Annotated in this window: 18 protein-coding genes, 1 tRNA gene and 3 pseudogenes; 9 read left to right on the forward strand and 13 right to left on the reverse strand. The window is 68.4% G+C overall.

Annotation, left to right across the window (positions count from 1 at the left end):
* Nucleotides 1–127: 127 nt before the first annotated feature.
* Nucleotides 128–982: an IS5 family transposase gene (locus ACFXPL_RS17045; RefSeq protein ID WP_384919278.1), complete on the forward strand. Its 855-nt coding sequence runs from the start codon at nt 128–130 to the stop codon at nt 980–982.
* Between the two features lie 285 nt (nt 983–1,267).
* On the opposite strand, the gene ACFXPL_RS17050 is transcribed toward ACFXPL_RS17045, so the two are convergent.
* The 3 genes from ACFXPL_RS17050 to ACFXPL_RS17060 are packed head-to-tail and all read right to left on the reverse strand — an operon-like array spanning nt 1,268 to nt 4,169.
* Nucleotides 1,268–1,684 carry a hypothetical protein gene (locus ACFXPL_RS17050; RefSeq protein WP_381897724.1) on the reverse strand — a complete coding sequence of 139 codons (417 nt, stop codon included), beginning with the start codon at nt 1,682–1,684 and terminating at the stop codon, nt 1,268–1,270.
* Complete coding sequence (locus ACFXPL_RS17055) at nt 1,678–3,762, reverse strand: tetratricopeptide repeat protein (protein ID WP_384919281.1); 2,085 nt, start codon at nt 3,760–3,762, stop codon at nt 1,678–1,680. Before ACFXPL_RS17055 ends, ACFXPL_RS17050 begins: the two co-directional genes overlap by 7 nt.
* Nucleotides 3,759–4,169: a hypothetical protein gene (locus tag ACFXPL_RS17060; RefSeq protein ID WP_384919284.1), complete on the reverse strand. Its 411-nt coding sequence runs from the start codon at nt 4,167–4,169 to the stop codon at nt 3,759–3,761. The genes ACFXPL_RS17055 and ACFXPL_RS17060 overlap by 4 nt, the downstream gene beginning before the upstream one ends.
* A gap of 454 nt (nt 4,170–4,623) precedes the next feature.
* On the opposite strand from ACFXPL_RS17060, the gene ACFXPL_RS17065 reads away from it, so the two are divergent.
* Nucleotides 4,624–4,917 (forward strand): hypothetical protein, encoded by a 294-nt coding sequence (locus ACFXPL_RS17065; protein WP_384919287.1) that lies wholly within the window; start codon nt 4,624–4,626, stop codon nt 4,915–4,917.
* Nucleotides 4,908–4,980: transfer RNA gene (locus tag ACFXPL_RS17070), tRNA-Arg, on the forward strand. The genes ACFXPL_RS17065 and ACFXPL_RS17070 overlap by 10 nt, the downstream gene beginning before the upstream one ends.
* A 696-nt stretch (nt 4,981–5,676) precedes the next feature.
* Here ACFXPL_RS17070 and ACFXPL_RS17075 read toward each other — a convergent pair.
* From ACFXPL_RS17075 to ACFXPL_RS17100, 6 genes and pseudogenes are all read right to left on the reverse strand, one after another.
* Complete coding sequence (locus tag ACFXPL_RS17075; protein WP_384919290.1) at nt 5,677–6,111, reverse strand: NUDIX domain-containing protein; 435 nt, start codon at nt 6,109–6,111, stop codon at nt 5,677–5,679.
* Between the two features lie 518 nt (nt 6,112–6,629).
* Nucleotides 6,630–6,944 (reverse strand): hypothetical protein, encoded by a 315-nt coding sequence (locus ACFXPL_RS17080; protein WP_384919293.1) that lies wholly within the window; start codon nt 6,942–6,944, stop codon nt 6,630–6,632.
* A gap of 544 nt (nt 6,945–7,488) precedes the next feature.
* A complete protein-coding gene (locus ACFXPL_RS17085; protein WP_384919294.1) occupies nt 7,489–7,674 on the reverse strand; it encodes a hypothetical protein in 186 nt (61 codons plus the stop codon).
* 63 nt (nt 7,675–7,737) lie between these two features.
* Nucleotides 7,738–8,085 carry a hypothetical protein gene (locus ACFXPL_RS17090; RefSeq protein ID WP_384919297.1) on the reverse strand — a complete coding sequence of 116 codons (348 nt, stop codon included), beginning with the start codon at nt 8,083–8,085 and terminating at the stop codon, nt 7,738–7,740.
* Nucleotides 8,086–8,515: 430 nt separating this feature from the next.
* Nucleotides 8,516–8,797: pseudogene (locus tag ACFXPL_RS17095) on the reverse strand (SDR family oxidoreductase); the annotation flags it as partial.
* 52 nt (nt 8,798–8,849) lie between these two features.
* Nucleotides 8,850–8,900, reverse strand: a pseudogene (locus ACFXPL_RS17100) (hypothetical protein); the annotation flags it as partial.
* A 1,441-nt stretch (nt 8,901–10,341) separates the two neighbouring features.
* Here ACFXPL_RS17100 and ACFXPL_RS17105 point away from each other — a divergent pair.
* The 4 genes and pseudogenes from ACFXPL_RS17105 (at nt 10,342) to ACFXPL_RS17120 (ending at nt 12,466) form a co-directional block, all read left to right on the forward strand.
* On the forward strand, nt 10,342–10,761 hold the full coding sequence (locus ACFXPL_RS17105; protein WP_384919300.1) for an SHOCT domain-containing protein: 420 nt from the start codon (nt 10,342–10,344) through the stop codon (nt 10,759–10,761).
* Between the two features lie 614 nt (nt 10,762–11,375).
* The gene (locus ACFXPL_RS17110) at nt 11,376–11,558 is read left to right on the forward strand and encodes a transposase (RefSeq protein WP_384919303.1); all 183 of its coding nucleotides are present in this window, start codon (nt 11,376–11,378) and stop codon (nt 11,556–11,558) included.
* Complete coding sequence (locus ACFXPL_RS17115; protein ID WP_384919306.1) at nt 11,539–12,201, forward strand: hypothetical protein; 663 nt, start codon at nt 11,539–11,541, stop codon at nt 12,199–12,201. The genes ACFXPL_RS17110 and ACFXPL_RS17115 overlap by 20 nt, the downstream gene beginning before the upstream one ends.
* Nucleotides 12,123–12,466: pseudogene (locus ACFXPL_RS17120) on the forward strand (transposase). The gene ACFXPL_RS17115 and the pseudogene ACFXPL_RS17120 overlap by 79 nt, the downstream one beginning before the upstream one ends.
* 89 nt (nt 12,467–12,555) lie before the next feature.
* On the opposite strand, the gene ACFXPL_RS17125 reads toward ACFXPL_RS17120, so the two are convergent.
* The 4 genes from ACFXPL_RS17125 to ACFXPL_RS17140 all read right to left on the reverse strand — a co-directional run bounded on the left by ACFXPL_RS17125 (nt 12,556) and on the right by ACFXPL_RS17140 (nt 15,165).
* Nucleotides 12,556–13,200 (reverse strand): dihydrofolate reductase family protein, encoded by a 645-nt coding sequence (locus ACFXPL_RS17125; RefSeq protein ID WP_384919309.1) that lies wholly within the window; start codon nt 13,198–13,200, stop codon nt 12,556–12,558.
* 472 nt (nt 13,201–13,672) lie between these two features.
* Nucleotides 13,673–14,170 carry a hypothetical protein gene (locus ACFXPL_RS17130; protein WP_384919312.1) on the reverse strand — a complete coding sequence of 166 codons (498 nt, stop codon included), beginning with the start codon at nt 14,168–14,170 and terminating at the stop codon, nt 13,673–13,675.
* A gap of 44 nt (nt 14,171–14,214) precedes the next feature.
* Nucleotides 14,215–14,415, reverse strand: coding sequence for a hypothetical protein (locus tag ACFXPL_RS17135; protein ID WP_384919315.1), 201 nt, complete (start codon nt 14,413–14,415; stop codon nt 14,215–14,217).
* Between the two features lie 39 nt (nt 14,416–14,454).
* Nucleotides 14,455–15,165, reverse strand: coding sequence for a TetR/AcrR family transcriptional regulator C-terminal domain-containing protein (locus ACFXPL_RS17140; protein ID WP_384919318.1), 711 nt, complete (start codon nt 15,163–15,165; stop codon nt 14,455–14,457).
* 346 nt (nt 15,166–15,511) lie between these two features.
* On the opposite strand from ACFXPL_RS17140, the gene ACFXPL_RS17145 reads away from it, so the two are divergent.
* Together ACFXPL_RS17145 and ACFXPL_RS17150 are read left to right on the forward strand one after the other, a co-directional pair.
* Nucleotides 15,512–16,615 carry a hypothetical protein gene (locus ACFXPL_RS17145; protein ID WP_384919321.1) on the forward strand — a complete coding sequence of 368 codons (1,104 nt, stop codon included), beginning with the start codon at nt 15,512–15,514 and terminating at the stop codon, nt 16,613–16,615.
* Between the two features lie 22 nt (nt 16,616–16,637).
* Nucleotides 16,638–17,183, forward strand: a complete 546-nt coding sequence (locus ACFXPL_RS17150) for an ester cyclase (RefSeq protein ID WP_384919324.1) — start codon at nt 16,638–16,640, stop codon at nt 17,181–17,183.
* Nucleotides 17,184–17,198 lie beyond the last annotated feature (15 nt).

Consider the following 17,198-nt stretch of genomic DNA (forward strand, 5'->3'; position numbering starts at 1 on the left):
ATAAACCCCCTCACCACGCGGGCCTCTACACCGTTTGTTTTCTCCGCCGACTCCCCCCCCCCCGCCGGGGGGGGCCCCCCCGCCCCGCGCCCCCCCCCACCACCCCGTCTTGAGGAGGGAGAAGCCGTTGCCGCGGCGACGCTGCTACCCCTCGGACACCTGGAACGATGAGTGGGCACTAATCGAACCGCTGCTGCCGGTCCCTGCCTGCGAGACCCGGACCGGCGGGCGCCCGGAGAAGCACCCGCGCCGCGAGATCGTCGACGCGATCCGCTATGTCGTCGACACCGGCTGCAAGTGGCGGGCCCTGCCCAAAGACTTCCCGCCCTGGCGGACCTGCTACGGATTCATGGCCCGCTGGGCCGCCTGCGGCGTCGTCGGACAGATCCGTGACCAGCTCCGCAAGCGCATCCGCCGCGAGATGGGCCGGGCGCCCGGCGCGGTCGCCACCGTTATCGACTCCCAGTCGGTGAAGGCCGCCGACACCGTCGGGAAGGACTCACGCGGCTACGACGCGGGCAAGAAAATCAACGGCCGCAAGCGGCACCTGGTCGTGGACACCAAGGGCCTGCCCCTGTTCGTCATGGTCACCCCGGCCGACATGACCGACCGCAACGCGGCGAAGGAAGTGCTGTTCCGGCTGCGGCTGATGCACCCCGAGATCACCATCGTCTGGGCCGACTCCGCCTATGCCGGACAGCTCGTGACCTGGGCGAAGACATACCTGAACCTGACGATCAAGACCGTCAGCCGCCCGAAGAACACCCCCGGCTTCGTCGTCCTGCCCCGACGCTGGGTCGTCGAACGCTCCCACGCCTGGATCATGCACGCCCGCCGGCACGCACGCGACTACGAACGGCTCATCCAGCACTCCGAATCACTGATCACCTGGGCCGCGATCACCCTCATGACCCGGCGAATCACCCGCCGAAGCTCCCGCAGGAGCGGACAGCCGGACTCCAGCGAGGCTCAACGCGACTGATCATCTTGGCGCTGCTCGTCAGCAGCCCCACCCAGACGCCACGCGCGTCTCCGGCCTGCTCGATCCTCGCAGCACCACCGTGCCTGCGTCTGCGCAACCGGCGACACCGGGGCTGATTGCCTCGACCACCATCATGACCAGGCGCATCACCCGCCGGAACGGACAGCCGGCCTCCCGGGAAGCCGCACGGGACTGACCGTCCTCAAGGACAGCGTCATCTCCTCGGGGCGCACCGGCCAAACTGCGATATCTACACCGCTCCTCCCACCGAAGAACCAACTGAGACTACGTCCTGGCGATCTCTTGCCGGAGCTGATGGGTGAAGCGGCGAAGGAGATCCACCGTCTCCCTGTACTCGGCCCTGCTGTCGTCCCTGCCCTCGCTGGGCCGGGAACTCCAGACCCGACGCGCGAGAGCATCGGCGAGATCGACGGTGTCGTCGGCGCACAGTAGGTAGAGGGCTGACCGGGCTTCCTGCATCCGGCCCGCCAGTTCGTTAGCCCCGGCGCCGTCGTCACTCAGCTGCGTTTCCCGAAGGTAGTCGATGAGCTGGACCACGGCGGTGTTGAAGCCGACCCCGGCTTTCAGCTTCTGTTCGCGCAGCCACATCCGGTCCTGTCGGCGCGCAGTGAACCAAGATCCGAACACGGCCCCTATGAGGCCGAAACCAGCCCCGATGGCCACGGACAGGATGTTCACCACGTCAGCTCCCCCCCGACACACAGCTGACAGCAGGCTACAGAAGCCATCGAGGGCCCAACTCGATGGGTAATCCGAACGAAACGACCTGACGCGCTCAACGACGGCCAGCCGCATGGGTTAGGAACCACCCGTTCGAATCTGAGCCGGGCGAACTCAACCGGGGGACTTCGAAAACAGGCACACAGCGCCTCAGCGTGCTGTCCTGTGTTGAGCAGCGCTCCCGCGCAGTTGAGATCGGCCGACAAGGTGATCGGGTGGTCCGCGCCGAGCTCACGGCGGCAGTCGGCGACCAGGCCCGGTCCTGCCGATACCTCGCGGTCCACTTCCGGTCCGGGAGGCAGTTCGAGCAGACACGCCCTCGCCTCCAGCGTGAGGGGATGCCACGGCCCCAGCAGCGCGGCTCGCCCGGTCGCCGCCCTGTGCATCAGCCGCACCGCTTCGGCCGGCCGGTCGAGCCAGGTCAGCGGGCGGGACAGATGAAGGCAGGTGGTCAGGGTGTCCGGTGCCTCGGGACCACAGACCCGTTCGAGGTCGTCGAGCAGCTCGCGGTGGAGACGCGCCGCTTCTTCGAGGCGCCCCAGACGATCGGTCGCTTTCCCGATCCGCTGCCGCAGGCGCAGCACCAGGACGTGATCGTCGCCCAGCCGCCGCCGTACGAGATCCGCCGCCTGTCCGGCCGCGGCCAGCGCGGAGGCGTAGTCGCCGGATCGATGCTGCGCCGTCACCAGCCGCAGAGCGCAGGTGGCCGCGGACTCGGCGGTGCCGACCGTGGTCTCGGGCCAGGTGATCACGCGGCGGAGCAGGGCCATGACATGGGGGGCGAGGACGGTGAGCCGGCTGTCGCGCAGGCCGCGTTCCGGTGACGCGGGGAGCGAGCGCAGCAGAATTCCGGCCGCCACGGCGGCGAGTCCGTCGCGTTCACCGGCCGGGGTGACGCGCGCGACGCTGTCGAGCAGCACCCCGTGCGTGCGCAGGCAGCGGATGTCGCCGGGAAGGAGTTCGGTGAGCGAGCGGTCGAGGAGTCCCCGAAGTGCCAGTTCCACCCGGTCGGCGGGCAGGGGCAGGTCGAGCCGGGCGTCGGCCAGCAGCGACAGGGGCAGCGGATCGTTGGACCAGCAGGCCAGCAGACGGAGCAGGGTGACGGCCTCGGGCAGGTTCTGCCGCACCAGAGAGTTCAGCGAGAGCTGCCACGTTCCGCTGACCAGATGGCGCGAGTCGTTGTCCGCGTCCGTGGCGCCCTGGTCGATGAGTTCGATGGGGTCAGGACGCTCCTCCAGACGACGCCCGTACTCCTCCATGGTCCAGGGAGCGATCACCTGGTGGGCCAGGAACCCGCCGGCCAGGGTGAGGGCGAGGGGCAAGCGGCCGAGGCGGTCGGCGATGGCGGCGGCGTCCTCGGCGGAACCCGTTCCGGGGGCCAGATCGCACAGGACCTGGGCCGCCTCCTCACGCGGCAGGACACCGACATGCAGCAGCTCGGCGGCGGGCCACCAGTGACCGGCGGCCTGCCGTGTGGTCACGAGGACGGTTCCGCGCGGGCTGGTGCGCAGCCACCCGCCGTCCCGCAGCACCGCCGGGTCGTCGGCGTTGTCCAGTACGAGCAGCCAGGGCCGGTCGGACCGGTCGAGGTGGTCCCAGACCAGGTCGGCGGCGGCGCGCAGGCCGTTGCGCGCGGCCATCAGCTCACCGTCCAGAGCACCGCGGTCGGCGGCCACCGCGAGCATCCCGGCCCGCAGGGATGCCTGGTCGGAGGCGTTGACCCACAGGCCCACGCGTCCGCGTTCCCCGGTGGCGTGGTCGAAGAGCGCGCACGCCACGGCCGTCTTTCCGCAGCCTCCCAGGCCGTGCAGGACGAACACGGTGTTTCCGGCGCCCTCGGTCACCGCCTCCTTCAGGCGTCCGATCAGCTCGTCGCGATCCCGGAGGATGGCCGGTGCCCGGCCGACGGGGGGACGCCGCACCGAGTCCGGTCCGGTCCAGGCGGCGCCGTGATGGTGGTGTTCGACGATGTGCTGGTCGCCGGAGGCCTGGTAGACGCGCCCCTGGTCACTGGCCCGGCCGTCGTTGCGGCCGGTCACGGCTGGTCGATGATGAGGTCGCGGCCGGCCTGGTAGACGCGTGAGTCGCCGGAGGCGGTCGCGTGTTGGGTGACGGTCGTGGTGGCGCGTGTGCCAGGGGCGAGCTCGGTCAGCAGGGAGCGCAGTTCCGCCGCCAGCTCGGGGTGGGCGACGAGGAGACGGCGTACGCGGCCCCGCCACTCCGCCGCGATCTCCCGCTCGGCCTCCTCGTCACCGTCGGCACGCGCGTCCAGGAGGTCCCGGCGCGAGGTGTCGAGCTGGACGGCGACGTGCTCCTCGTGGTCCGGCCGGACACGTCGCCAGAGCGCGAGCACCCCGTTCCGTACGCCGTTCCACGCGTCGGTCGCCAGCAGCGACGCGATCGTCGTCCCGGCGGTGCCGGCTAACAGGGTGATCTCCGCGTCCATCCTTCGCCCTCCCTCGATCCGGCCCAGGCTACAACTCCGGGGAGCCGTCGCGGTGTGGGCGGACGCTCGGGCGAACGTCGGCATCCTCGCGGGCAGCCGCACGGCGGCGGACGGGCCGCGTGGTGCCCGTGATGGAGCCGCGTACCCACGCGTTGGGCACTCTGCGGCATGCGCGTGCTCAGGCTCGCTTCCGGAAGACTCGGTGACCCACACCGCCGGCACCGCAGCCCACCCCCGCATACACCGCCGGCGGCGCAGCCCACCCCACAGGCGCCCAGCACGGATCACCCCCGCCCACCACACCGCCTGCGGCGCCCAGGCACTCACCAACCAGCCGGCCGCAACTCTGTCGCCCTCGCGGGCCTCGCCACCCGCACCCACCAAACCTCCCGGAGGCCGCCAGGACACCGAACCCAACCCCTCCCCACTCGACCGCCCCCTATGGAACCGCCGCATGATCACCTTCGGAGCCGAAGCACAGAGCCTCGCCATCCTCGGCTTCCCGCTCGCCCAGAACGCCACCAGCCACGCCCGCCACACCGAAGACCCCACCCACGCCGACGCCGACGCCGAAACCACCGAAGACAACGGCCCAACCCTGGCCAGCCGAGGCAGCCACCACCGCCCCGCCCACATCCGCTACGCTGTCCTGGACTGCCCCCACGGGCAGCCCAGGACCTTGCCCCGACACGGACGAATCATCACCCAGAGTATTCATCCACGTTTCACGCAAGGCCCGCCTTCGTAGCTCAGGGGATAGAGCACCGCTCTCCTAAAGCGGGTGTCGCAGGTTCGAATCCTGCCGAGGGCACAGTAGTAAGACGCAGGTGAGAGGCCATTTCAGCCCCTCGGTCCAGTCGGATCGAGGGGCTGTTTTCATGATCGATGCCACATGGATGCCACATCCCCACGGCTGACCAACATTCAGTTCACTCGTTCGAGGGGATGAAATCAGCAGCGTCGGCGTCGTAGAGTGCTGACAACGGCAGGGGCAGGCGTGGCTCCCCACATGCGTCTGAGACGCGCCTCCCGGGATCCTGCGGGAGTCCACCGGGGAGGTTGGCCCCACAGGCGAGGCCCCCACCGTGTATGTCGGTGGGGGCCTTCTGATCCACAAGGTAAACCGCCCGGCGACCAAACGGTCGCCGGGCGGGACGCCTGCGTCGAACCGTCCCTGGGCCGTCCGAGGCTGCTCAGCAGTGACAAATGGCGGCCGCCAATGACAGATGCCCATGGCGGCCCAGTTCACGCCTGTTTTTCTGCGGCACTGATACAGCCATGCCTAAGCCCGGAGAATTGAGCTGACGTGCAATGATCTCCTGCACCAGGAGGCGCACTGGGTGAGTGTCTAACTGCGTGACAACGCCGACGAACAACGGCGGACGAGTACGGACGCCCGCAGACCATCAGCGCACGTGAGAAGCACACCGGCCCGAGGCACCGCCTCCACCCAAGTTGCTTCGGGACGAAGCAGTCATCGCCCAAGGTTTGACCATGGCGCCACCCCTCAAGCGCCCCAATTCTCGACATGCTCCCGTAGGTAGTCGGCGAGTTCGGGCGGATGGAGTTCGAGCGGTCTCACGGCTGATGCGTCCAACGAGACTCGCACAGGTGAGAAGTCGCCTATGTCGGGATCGCCGAGCTCAGGGCCGCTACGGCGGTTGAGATCCATGTCCAGCACGTCAGCGCGAAAGAAGTGCTGTACGACGGTGACCTTGCCGCCCGGCTCGGTCAAGGTCAGGAACTCGCTCGCCGGGCCGATCGTGGCACCGATCTCTTCCATCACTTCACGGCGTAGAGCCGCTTCGAGGTCGGCATCCTCAGCTTCGACGCCCCCACCGACGGTCGTGTAGTAGGAGGTGCCGCCCGGCCATCCTCGGCGCAGGAACACCAGCTGACCGCCATCGAACAGAACCGCACGAACATTGTGACGGACCTTCATATGCCCAACGGTAGTGCGCCCACCCCGGCGAGAAGGCCTGAACCGAGCAGGCCGGACTATGGATGGGCCCGGTGCGCACCACTAGCGCACCAGAACGAGCGGGGAACAGCGGGGAACCACGGTGAAAGCAGCCGCGCCCGACAAGGCCGCTCCCCCACGCTTCGCCCAGCTCAGCGCCCGGAACGGCCACCAGATGCTCGCAGTTTCCCAAGCTGAGGGCTCAGGCACCGTCAGCACCTGTCGGCCGTCGCGGCTTGCTCTGGTCAACGACACTGGCAGCGGGATGGAGGCCGGTGGGAGTGCAGCGAGGCATACGCGCGCCTGGTCGGTCGGCGCACCCACCGTCGTGGCTGACTTTCGTCGGCTGGGGTTCATGCCACTGCCTTGCCAGATGCAGAGGTCAGTCACGGTCAACGAGGATGTCTCGCGGTCGAGTTCTCTACAGCCCAGCGCGTATCGAGCCCCCAGACCAGCGGCCCTGCTCCCCTCCTCTCTCCTAAAGTGTTTGTTCAACCTGCTCACCGAGTCCACGCGTGTTGGAACTCCTCAGCCGGGATGGTCTCCACCGGGTCCTCTTCGGTGTCGAGCGCCTGGTCTGTCAGGAAGCCGTGCTTGTCCTCCAGGTGCTCCCAGCTGTACCGGTGGAGCTGGCTGGCCGGAGTCAGCTCGGCTCGCTTGATGACGGTCAACTTGCCACGGTCGGGGTCCGCCTCGAAGTACCGTAGGCCGCCGTCCTCGTCAGCATGGCGGAAGTGGTGCCGCAAGGTGGCGCTCTCATCGAGTGCTCGGAAGTAGGCCACGCGCTCTGCTCTGATGCGCTCCAGATCAATCACGGGGCCATCGTGCCAGTGAGCGCGTGCGGTCGCATCGTGCTGACATCCACAAGTGACATCAACGGCACCGGACGCCAGCACTCCTCGATGGTCCAGCAAAAACGGCACAGCCGCGTGACTGGCCGCCCATGCCGGGGAGAGATCGAACTCCTAAAGCGGGTGTCGCAGGTTCGAATCCTGCCGAGGGCACAGGAAGAAGTGCCAGCCCGGGAGGGGTTTCCACCCGGGCTGGCACTTTGTCGCTTCAGGAGCCCCGTGCCACTGCGCCCACGTCCCCACCCTGGGCGACCCGCCCGCGCCCGGGCAGGAGGTCGTACGACAGGTTGCCCGCCGCAGGCTTTACGCCGAGTGCCGGATGGCCTGTAGCAACCCAGTCGGACCCTGTGACCCTCTTGACCAACGGCGGCGTAGTGCTTCAGGTGGTGGCTGATCTCAACGACCAGCTCAGCGGGGAAGGTAACCGTTCGGACACCAGCGGCCGACTTGGGCGCCCTGTCGAAGAGCCGCCCGTCATGCAACTCGGCCTGCGCTCAGGGGACCACTGTCAGCGGCCGTTCAGATCGATGTCCTTGCGACGCAGCGCGGCCAGCTCGCCGAAGAAGAGGGTCGAGAAAGCAGCCAGCCGTACCAACGGCGCCCACTCGGCACCGAGCCACTCCACCAGCACCTGGAAGGTGCACCGCCAACCGTCGATGACGGCGATGCCGCACACTTCGATCGCGTCCCCCAAGGGTCCCCTTCCCGCGAAGATGCCCCGTTGCTGGCGGGCAACGAGGCATCAGCGGGCAGAGGACTACTTCCCGATGTTCACACGGTCGTTGTCGAGCAACGAAGTGTGCGTCGCCGAGGCCACGATGAGGAAAATCATCAACATGCCGAGGAACGGGCTCTCGCCGTTCACTGCCGTGCTGACACCCAGGATCAGCACCTCGGCCGCGACGTAGACGGCTGCCAGCCAGGGCTTGATGACGCCCTTCACCGCGGCAACGACGAACGGCACCGCCGCGCCGATGCTGATCGTGACGATCGGCACCAAGACCCAGATCACCTTGGCAAGGGTGGAGTTGAACATGCGGGGCCGGGCAACCGGGAGAGGTCCGGTGACGAATGGGCTCGGCTGCGGCTGATACGGGTTGGTCATGGCATCCCCTGTAGTGTTGGTACGGAAAGTGATTCTCCACCTACACAACGTGTGGACGGTAGGGGCGTGACGGCCCTGGTACGGAGTGTTCGAGCGTCGGCAGAGCCGGATCAGCGGAGGAGAGTTTTCCTCGTACAGCCGATGAATCGCGGTGTGAGGTTGGCAGGGCGGCGCAGTTCTCAGTTCTCAGTTCTCAGTTCTCATGAGTGAAGACCCTTCCTTATCTCCCCCAGGCACTCCCCCGCCGGGGCCCGCGCACCTGGCGCCGGCCCGACGCGTCGTCGGCTTCGACGCCTCCGCCGGGAAGCACCCAGTACACGGGAACTCCGGGCTTGGTTCGGCGGATGACCAGCATCGTGTCGCCCTCTGTGCCGAGGATGGCTCGGACTCGTTCGATCATTCGGCTCTGTCTCCTTGCTTGTTGACGGTCTCAGTGCAGCAGCCGGCCGCCATCGACGTGGACTGATTGCCCAGTGATGAACGATGCGGAGGGCCCGACGAGGAACGCCACAAGCCCCGCCACGTCTTCGGACCGTCCCTGACGGGGAACGCACTGGCGGTTGATCTGGTCCGTCGGGCGGGCGCGATGACGGGCAAGGATCGCGCTCTCGGCCTCGACCTGGATGGCGCCCGGCAGAACCGCGTTGACGCAGACTCCGTACGCGCCCAGTTCGCGGGCGGGGGATCGGGGGAGGCCCAGGAGTCCGGCCTGCGCGGGCGTTGACGCTGCCGATGTTCACGATGCGACCCCGGTGCCGTTGGACCATGCCGGAGGTCATCGCGGGGCAGGCGCGGTAATGCGCGGTGAGGTTCACGTCGAGGAAGTAGTTCCAGGCAGCCTCGACGGTGTCCCGCCACGGGCGCGTGGGTAGACCCCGGTGTCGTTCACGAGGATGCCGATCGCACCGGCCTCGGCACGAACCCGGTCGGTCATCGTCCGGACGGCGCCGGGGTCGGTCAGGTCGACACGTGACGGAAGGTCAGTTCAGTCGACCGAGGGGATGAAATCAGCAGCGTCAGGCGGCGGGAAGGGCGGGCGTGGCTTCCCGCCCTGGCTTTCTTCCTGCCCTTCTCGTCGGTGTCCCAGATGTCCGCCCGTGACCCGTCACAGCCGGGCTTCGGGCAAGGCACGACCTCGGATACCTGAGCCATCGTGAACTCCCGTTCTGGACGATCCGCAGATCCCGCACGGCTCGCGTCGAACCGTGATCAGGCGACCGCGGGGCCCGTACTCGTAGTGGTCGTGGATCACTCCGCCGCAGAGCCGGGCGGCGCACTGGGCGGACGCCGTCGACGTGCGGTTCGTGGAACCCGGACTCGGCGGCAAATCGCAGAAGAGGCAGGGGAAGAGCGTCTTGCCGTCTTCGTTCTCCACGTAGGAGATGGCCTCGGCGGCCTTGCAGTGGGGACAGATGAGTGCCATATCGTCCTCTCAGGGTGGGCGCCGAGTCTTACGCCGCTCCATGCGGCTTGTGTGCGGTTCTGCCCTCCTTTCACTCGGTTGAGTGGAAAGGCCCGACCCGGCCGGGGCGGGGGCTCGGTGGGTGCGCGACGCCGGCCGGCTTGCGCACGGGCAGCGGACAGGGGCGGCGGTGCCGGCCGTGGTCTTCCCCGCGCAGTCGCGGTCGGTCTCGCAGCACCCCAAGGTCACCGGCCATCAGCCTCCGGGCCTCGCCTCTCTGCGGGGCGGGTCGGCTACGGGCACGATGACCCCTCCTTGGCCATGCGGCACCCTTATGCCTTGTTTATGATGGACGAAATATGAATAAGCGCCACAAGCGCGACTAGCGGGGCAGTGATCGGCGGGAGCGGATCGCGACCATGAGTGTGCCTGTGTCGCCGTCACCGGATGCCTGAGCCGTGCGGGGTCCCGGCCGCGGCAGGCGGCCGGCGCGGCAGGCGGTCGGCGGGGCGACCGGGTACACCGCGGCGGACAACGTCGTGGCGCTCGCATGTTCGGAGAGCGTGGACTGCCTCCTCCCACCCCTCCAGTCGGCTCGGCCACGGAAGCCGGCGTGCCGCTGGAGAAGGTCCGGGGAACGCTCGTGGCGGATCGGCCCTGTGGCGGGCAGCGCCCGCGTCGTGGCCGCCGCCCGAGCCATCAGCGACGCGTCCGGGCTGAACCGCTTCGGAAAGGGCAGCCATGGCGGCCGGGCCGGCCGGAGCGTCGGTTCCCGGCTTGGAGCGCCAAGGGCCGGCGGCCCCCGCCCCTCACACACCGCGACCTCGACACGAACGACACCAACAGGAGAAGCGATGGGCAGCTACGTGAATCTGGCCTACGACTATCCGATCCTCGGAGCCTTCTGGACGATCATGGTGATCTTCCTGTGGGTCATATGGATCTTCCTGCTCTTCCGTGTCGTCGTCGACATCTTCCGCGACGACTCCATGAGCGGCTGGGCCAAGACGGGATGGCTGGTCTTCACGATCGTCCTCCCCTTCCTGGGCGTCTTCGTCTACCTCGTCGCCCGGGGCAAGGGCATGGGCAGGCGCGAACAGGAGCACGCCAGGACCAAGATCGAGGAGACGAACCGCTACATGCGCGAGGCGGTCGGCGCCACCGGGCCTTCCAGTGCGGCGGACCAACTCGCCAAGCTCTCGGAGGTCCGGGCCCGCGGTGACATCTCCGACGAGGAGTTCCGCCAGGCCAAGGAGAAGGTCCTCCACCCGTAACGGCTCGCGAGGCAAGGCCGCGTCAGGAGAGCAGAGGGCCAGGAGCAGCCCCCAGTGGGCCACTTCGACGGTGTACCCGGCCTTGCGCGGTGATGTTCACCCCCGTACGGCCCGGCGGATTCGGTCGACGCACGGACCGCCGGGAATCGGAATGGGAATTCCGAAACCTGGTGACGGAAACCCTTCCGACTCCCGCCGGTTGGTACGTGCCGAAATACCAGGTCGGCGGCGAGCCCCCGAAGCAGGCGAACACGGCCCCTCTGGATCATGGAGTTCTCTACGCTTCAAGATCCACGAAGGTGCCGTGTCCGTCCCGACGCCATCTCCCATCGCTGCTCCCGTTTGCCCCGTACGCCGATCCTGCTGGCTTATTCCGTGTCCGGCGGGGCCGGCTGCTCGTTGGGCAGGACAGCAGCGGCCGTCTTGGCGTTCCCGGTCGCGGGTGGGGTGTGGAATGTCGATGCAGCCGAGGCCGTGGCCGAAGGTGCCTGAGCTGACTGCGCAGGTGGCGCGGGTGGTGGCGGTACGGGGCCCGTATCCGTTGGCGATGCGGGTCCCTGACGAGCTGGGCGAGTTGTTCGCGGATGCCGAGTTCGCCGAGGGGGCGGTACGGCATGGATCTGAAGTACGCGCTCGGTCTGGAGCTGGATGATCCCGGGTTCGACGCCTCGGTGCTGTCCGAGTTCCGCACACGACTGGTCGGGCACGGGATGGAGGAGAAGGTGCTCGACCTGCTGCTGACCGCGCTCAAGGGCTGTGACCGAGGCCGGGGCGGAGGTGAAGCGGCGGGAGAGTAAAGACCTCCCGCCCGGCAGACTGCGGCTGGCCTCTCCGTACGACACCGACGCGCGCTACGGCCTCAAACAGGGCTCCTGGTCGACCGGCTACAAGATCCACATCAGCGAGTCCTGCGACGATGCCGATGACCAGGACCCGGCTGCCGAGGGCCGGGCTCTGATCCCCGGAGCCGACGGACCGCCGCCGCGCTTGATCACCGGCATCGCGACCACCGACGCCACAGTGACCGATGCGGAAATGACCGAACCGGTCCATCACCTGCTCGCCGCCCGTGCTCTCCTGCCCGCCGAGCACTTCCTCGATTCCGGTTATGCCTCCGCCGAGTTGATCGCGGGCATGAAGAAGAACTCCGGGGTCACCCTGGTCACCCCGGTCCTGATGAACAGCTCACCCCAGGCGCGTGCCGGCGCCGGTTCCGACCGCACCGCGTTCACCATCGACTGGGACAAGCGGCAGGCCACCTGCCCACGCGGGGACACCAGCACCTGGTGGAGCCCCGCCACCCTGCGCGGCACCAAGCCATCGTCATCAAGTTCGACAAGGAGACATGTCGCCCCTGCCGGGTGCGCGACCAGTGCACCCGTTCGAAGACCGGCGGCCGGACCCTCTCCCTGCAACCCCGCGAGGTGCAAGAAGTCCTAGACCACGCACGCCTCCAGCAGGGCGACGAGCAGTGGCGAGCCAGGTACGGAACCCGCGCGGCATCGAGGGAACCATCCACCAGGCCGTCGCGGTCACCGGGATAAGACGTGCCCGCTACCTCGGTCTCCACAGGACCCACCTGGAGCACGTCTTCTCCGCTGTTGCACTCAACCTCATTCGCCTCGATGCCTGGTGGAACGGCCACCCGCTCGACCGCACCCGCGTCAGCCACCTGGCCCGCCTCGGCCTCTCACTCGCCGCGTGAGAACCCTTGATCAGGGCGAATCGGCTGAACGGCTGGTCCTCGTTGAGTGCCCGGCCAGCCTTTTCAGCCGCCCCGAGTGGGCTCTGGCGTCACCTTCGCCAGAACAGGTGGTGTGTCACGCCGCTCGGGCTGGGCACGACCTCCAGGTGGAACCGGTCGAGCAGCTCATCAGGGGACTCCCACAGCCGTAGTCCGGACCCGAGCCTTACTGGCGAGACCGCCACATGCATGGTGTCGACGAGGCCGGCATCAAGGAACTGCCGGATGGTGGTTACCCCGCCGCCGAGTCGGACGTCCTTGCCCTGCGCCGCTTCCCGCGCCCGATCGAGGACCGTGGCCGGGCCGTCGTCGACGAAGTGGAACGTGGTGTCGGAGAGCGTGAATGACGGACGCTCGTGGTGGGTCATGACGAACACCGGGGTGCGGAACGGGGGCTCCTGGCCCCACCAGCCGCGCCACTCATGGTCCTGCCAGGGCCCGCGCTGGGGCCCGAACTTGTTGCGGCCCATGATCTCGGCGCCGATGTTGCGTGCGAAGTCTCGGGTGAAGTAGTCGTCGAGGCCCCGGCTCCCGCCGGGATCCGTGCGCATGGGCCAGCTCGCCGTGGCTCCGGCCCAGGCGAACAGCCTCTCGGGATGGTCGAGGCCGAACGGCCGCTCAAGGCTCTGGTGCTCACCGGCACCGATACCGTCACTCGAGACGTTGAAGTTCATGACTCTCAGCAGTTGATCCACGTGTTTCCTCGTCAGGTCCTGTCGCGCCATCGTGTGGCGAGGCGCCGCACATTATGACGTCGAACGGGACGTGGCCGGATCGACAGCGGCCCGCAACTTTTTTCCCAGGCGCGTCAGGAAGCAGCCCCGCTGGCCGTGAGGCCGTGACGGACGCGGACGGCTCGGCGGTTCAAAGACGGGTTCTGACCGAATAAGCCAGCAGGATCTACGCCGTCCGCAAGCCCTGCGTGAGGGCGCCGAGCGGGATCACGTCCGCAGCCTGGTCGCCGGGTTCGCGTCGCGCCGAGCCCACACCGAACGCCACCGCGCCCTCGCCCGCGTCCTCTACGGCATCACATGATCAACCAGACGTCCGAGGCACACGCCAGGGCCCTGACTCCGCCCCTGGGCGGGGCGGAGCTGTTACGGCCGTTCCTGCGGGCCAGACGTCTTCCGCCTGGCTCTGTTCAATCGGGCCGCGACGGAAAGCTGGTCAGCAGCTCTCGATCGACCGACAGATCATGAAGGACACGGCCTCCATACGCTTGTTCTGCCCGGTGGTGCCGATCGCGTTGGTCTCGCCGTTGACCCCGCAGTACCAGACCGGGTTCCAGCCCACGCCCTGCACATAGGAGTTGCCGCACATCGTCCCCGTCTGCACACCGAAAATCACCGATTCCAGGCGCAGCCCCGAACCTGCGGAGCCGAGCGTGATGCGGGTGCCGGACGCGGCGCACTTCTCAGCCCCCCACCCGCTGCCCTGCCGATAGCCCCTGGCACAGAGACTGCTCCCGGCGACCGCCATTTCAACGGCCTCGATCGCGCGCCCCCCTCCGGCCGCGCCGACCGACACGGACTGTCCGGCGTTGGCACACTGTTCGGCCGTCCAGCCGGAGCCCTGCACGTACACCTTGGCGCAGACCCTGTTCGCTGCCGCCTGGGCACCGGCCGAAGCCGGGGAACTCATGGACAACGCGGACGCCACAGCCATCACACCGACTGTCAGAATGCGTCCGATTCCACTGTTTATTCGTGTCACGGCCAGTCCACTCCATCTATCTGGACAACGATCCGGGGACCACTATCGCGGACCGTACCGAACGGACAGGCCAGTTCGATCTTTTCCCCGGAGAGCCGACAGTTTTCCGCCTCGCGTGCGCCGTAGAGACCGAATCCGGTGGCCGCCGCAGTGGCGCGGCTGTCGTCGCCGGGCAGATCGGCTCTGTGCATGTTCATCGCCCGAGATCCGGCGTGGCTGCCGGGGCGACGCGGCCGTCAGTGTGCGGGAGGGCGGGGGGCCCGAGGGGGTGGGCCGCCGTCGTACGGGACCCCTGCGCGGGTCGCCAGGCCGGCGATCAGCAGTTCGATGCCGTAGTGGAACTCCACGTCGTGGTCGCTGACGGCCAGGTGGGGCGCGGTGGAGGCGAGGAGGGGGTCCCCCGTCGCCGTGATCTCGTCGATCCGCTGCCGTACGTGGGCGGGGTCGACCGTGCCCACGGTGATGGCGGAGCCCAGTTCGCGCATGATCGTGCCGACGATGTAGGCGACGTAGCCGCGCAGCGCGTGGACCTGTTCCTCCGCCGTCAGGCCGAGTTCGGCGAGGCCGCTGAGCGGGGAGCGGATGGATTCCAGGGACGCCCGGGACTGTGTGGGGCGGATGCAGACCAACTGGAATGCCTTGGGGTGTTGTTGGGCGGCGGCGCGGAAGGCGTCGGCGTGGGCGCGGATGCGGTCCTGCCAGGTGCCGGCGTCCGCTCCGGAGAAGTCGATCCGGGCGAGCAGCAGGTCGGCGACGCCGTCCAGGATCGCTTCCTTGTTGGGGACGTGGTTGTAGAGCGACATGGCTTCGACGTCCAGCTCGGCGGCCAGCCGCCGCAGGGAGAAGGCGTCGTGGCCGTCGCGGTCGATCACCTTCAGCGCCGCGGCGATCACCTTCTCCCGAGTCAGCCCGAGGCGCCTGCCCCGGCCGGTTCCTCGGACGCTCATCCGGTCAGCCTCCTGTGCGCGGGTCGGTCAGTGGCGGGGGCGTGGCGCGGCGATCGTATCGGCGGCCCTTGACATCACTTACAGCGCAAGTCTAGCGTCGCCGAAGACGTACACCATAAGTGTTCTGGCCGCACAGACCCTCGCGGTCGGAGCCCCCGGCTCGTACGCCGCACTCACGCTTCGGAGATCCACTGATGACGAAGACCCTGCGCGTGCCGCTCCTCGGCACCGGGCCCGGCCAGGAGTTACGGAACGTCGCGACCTCCGGGCCGGGGCGGCCTCCCGCCCGTGTCCACGCGGCAGACCGCCGCCGCGGCCTCCCGGGCCCGCCGGCGCGGGAGGCCCGATGAAGCTCGCCTGGCAGGACGCCGATATCGCTGACATGCCCACGCTTGGTACGCGGGTCGCCGCCTTCGACGGCCTGGCCGAGGTCCCCGGCGGGTACGGTGCCAAGCTGGCCTTCGCGCGGACCCGGGCCGAGGCGTTCCGCGCCGAGTTCGCCACCACCGGTACGCCCGACAGCGTGACCACCTGCGATCTGGTCACCCTCCCCTACCCGACCTCGTTCGGTCTGTTCCGGGCCAGCAAGGCCATCGCCCCGTTCCTGTCCATCACCAACCGCATGCTCGTCATCCGGTGGACCGAGAGCGGCGGCCGGCGGCGGACGCTGCTGTTCGAGCCCAGCGATGTGGAACTGGGCCGGAACACCCCGTACTTCGCCGCCCTCGCCCGCCGTACCCCCGGACCGGTGCGCACCCTGCTGACCACGGAACACGGCACCGTACAGGGGCATCTCGCGCGGCTCGGCATCGAGCCCGACGAGGTCGACTACCTGATGTTCGACCATCTGCACACCCAGGACCTGCGCCGCTGGGTCGGCACCACCCGCCCCCAGGCCGATCTCGGTGGCGCCGTGGCACCGGTCTTCCCGAACGCCAAGGTCATCGTGCAGCGCCATGAACTGCGCGCCATGTCCGAGCTGCACCCGCTCCAGCGGCCCTGGTACCAGCCGGAGACCTACCGCGACGTCCGCCCCGACGCCTTCCTCGCCGCCGACGGGGGCCTCGTACTCGGGCCCGGCGTCGCCGTGGTCGACACCCCCGGCCACGTCTTCGGCAACCAGACCCTGGTCCTGAACACCTCCACCGGCATCTGGGCCAGCAGCGAGAACGCCATCGCCGCCGAGTGCCTGGCCCCCGAGCACTCCCGGATGCCGGGTATCGCCCGCTGGGCCCGTGCCTGGGGGCAGGAGGTCGTCCTCAACGCCAACACCGTCGAGACCACCGCCGACCAGTACAACTCCCTGGTCATCGAGAAGACGCTGGTCGACCGCTCGCAGGCCGACCCGCGGTTCCCACAGTTCTTCCCCTCCAGCGAACTGACCGCGTCCTGGACCAATCCGGGTACGACGCCGACCTTCGCCCACCGGGCCATCCACCACACGACCTGAACGACCGGAGCAGAAGACCCCCATGATCACCGCTGAGATCCGCGCGGCCCGCCAGAAGCTCGTCCTCGACCACTTCCGGGACGAGGTCCGTCAGGAGTGGGACGACGTGCTGTCCACATTCCCGCACCCGCACTACGAGTTGATCCCGACCATGCAGGTCCACGACGGCGGCACGGCCGTACGCGGCTACTACCACGACACCCGGGTCGCCTTCCCCGACCAGGACCACGAGATCATCGCCTTCCGCCACAGCGACGACGCCGTGATCACCGAGTTCTGGCTGCTCGGCACCCACCTCGGCCCGCTCGGCGCGATACCCGCCACCGGCAGCCGGTTCCGGGTGCGGATGACCGCGTACTTCCTCTTCGACGCCGACGAGAACCTGGTCTGCGAACGGGTCTACTTCGACACCCTGACCATGCTCAAGCAGCTCATCGGCGGCCTGAACATGAAGAACCCGAAGAACTGGCTGCTGGCCGCCCGCTGCCTCAAGGGCCTGCTCTCCATGGCCGGTGACGAGCCCCATCCCTCGCTCCTCCACACCACGCCCCCCGCTTTCGCCGTCTGACACCGACGGCATCGG

The sequence above is a fragment of the Streptomyces sp. NPDC059092 genome (genome assembly GCF_042756365.1).
Classification (GTDB): Bacteria; Actinomycetota; Actinomycetes; order Streptomycetales; family Streptomycetaceae; genus Streptomyces.

Bases quoted from the DNA above. Each gene is read 5' to 3' on its own strand.
- ACFXPL_RS17105 (WP_384919300.1), top strand. From the start codon at position 10,342: ATGGGCAGCTACGTGAATCTGGCCTACGACTATCCGATCCTCGGAGCC.
- ACFXPL_RS17140 (WP_384919318.1), bottom strand. From the start codon at position 15,165: ATGAGCGTCCGAGGAACCGGCCGGGGCAGGCGCCTCGGGCTGACTCGG.
- ACFXPL_RS17135 (WP_384919315.1), bottom strand. From the start codon at position 14,415: ATGAACATGCACAGAGCCGATCTGCCCGGCGACGACAGCCGCGCCACT.
- ACFXPL_RS17130 (WP_384919312.1), bottom strand. From the start codon at position 14,170: ATGGCTGTGGCGTCCGCGTTGTCCATGAGTTCCCCGGCTTCGGCCGGT.
- ACFXPL_RS17065 (WP_384919287.1), top strand. From the start codon at position 4,624: ATGATCACCTTCGGAGCCGAAGCACAGAGCCTCGCCATCCTCGGCTTC.
- ACFXPL_RS17075 (WP_384919290.1), bottom strand. From the start codon at position 6,111: ATGAAGGTCCGTCACAATGTTCGTGCGGTTCTGTTCGATGGCGGTCAG.
- ACFXPL_RS17145 (WP_384919321.1), top strand. From the start codon at position 15,512: ATGAAGCTCGCCTGGCAGGACGCCGATATCGCTGACATGCCCACGCTT.
- ACFXPL_RS17060 (WP_384919284.1), bottom strand. From the start codon at position 4,169: ATGGACGCGGAGATCACCCTGTTAGCCGGCACCGCCGGGACGACGATC.
- ACFXPL_RS17150 (WP_384919324.1), top strand. From the start codon at position 16,638: ATGATCACCGCTGAGATCCGCGCGGCCCGCCAGAAGCTCGTCCTCGAC.
- ACFXPL_RS17110 (WP_384919303.1), top strand. From the start codon at position 11,376: ATGGATCTGAAGTACGCGCTCGGTCTGGAGCTGGATGATCCCGGGTTC.
- ACFXPL_RS17090 (WP_384919297.1), bottom strand. From the start codon at position 8,085: ATGACCAACCCGTATCAGCCGCAGCCGAGCCCATTCGTCACCGGACCT.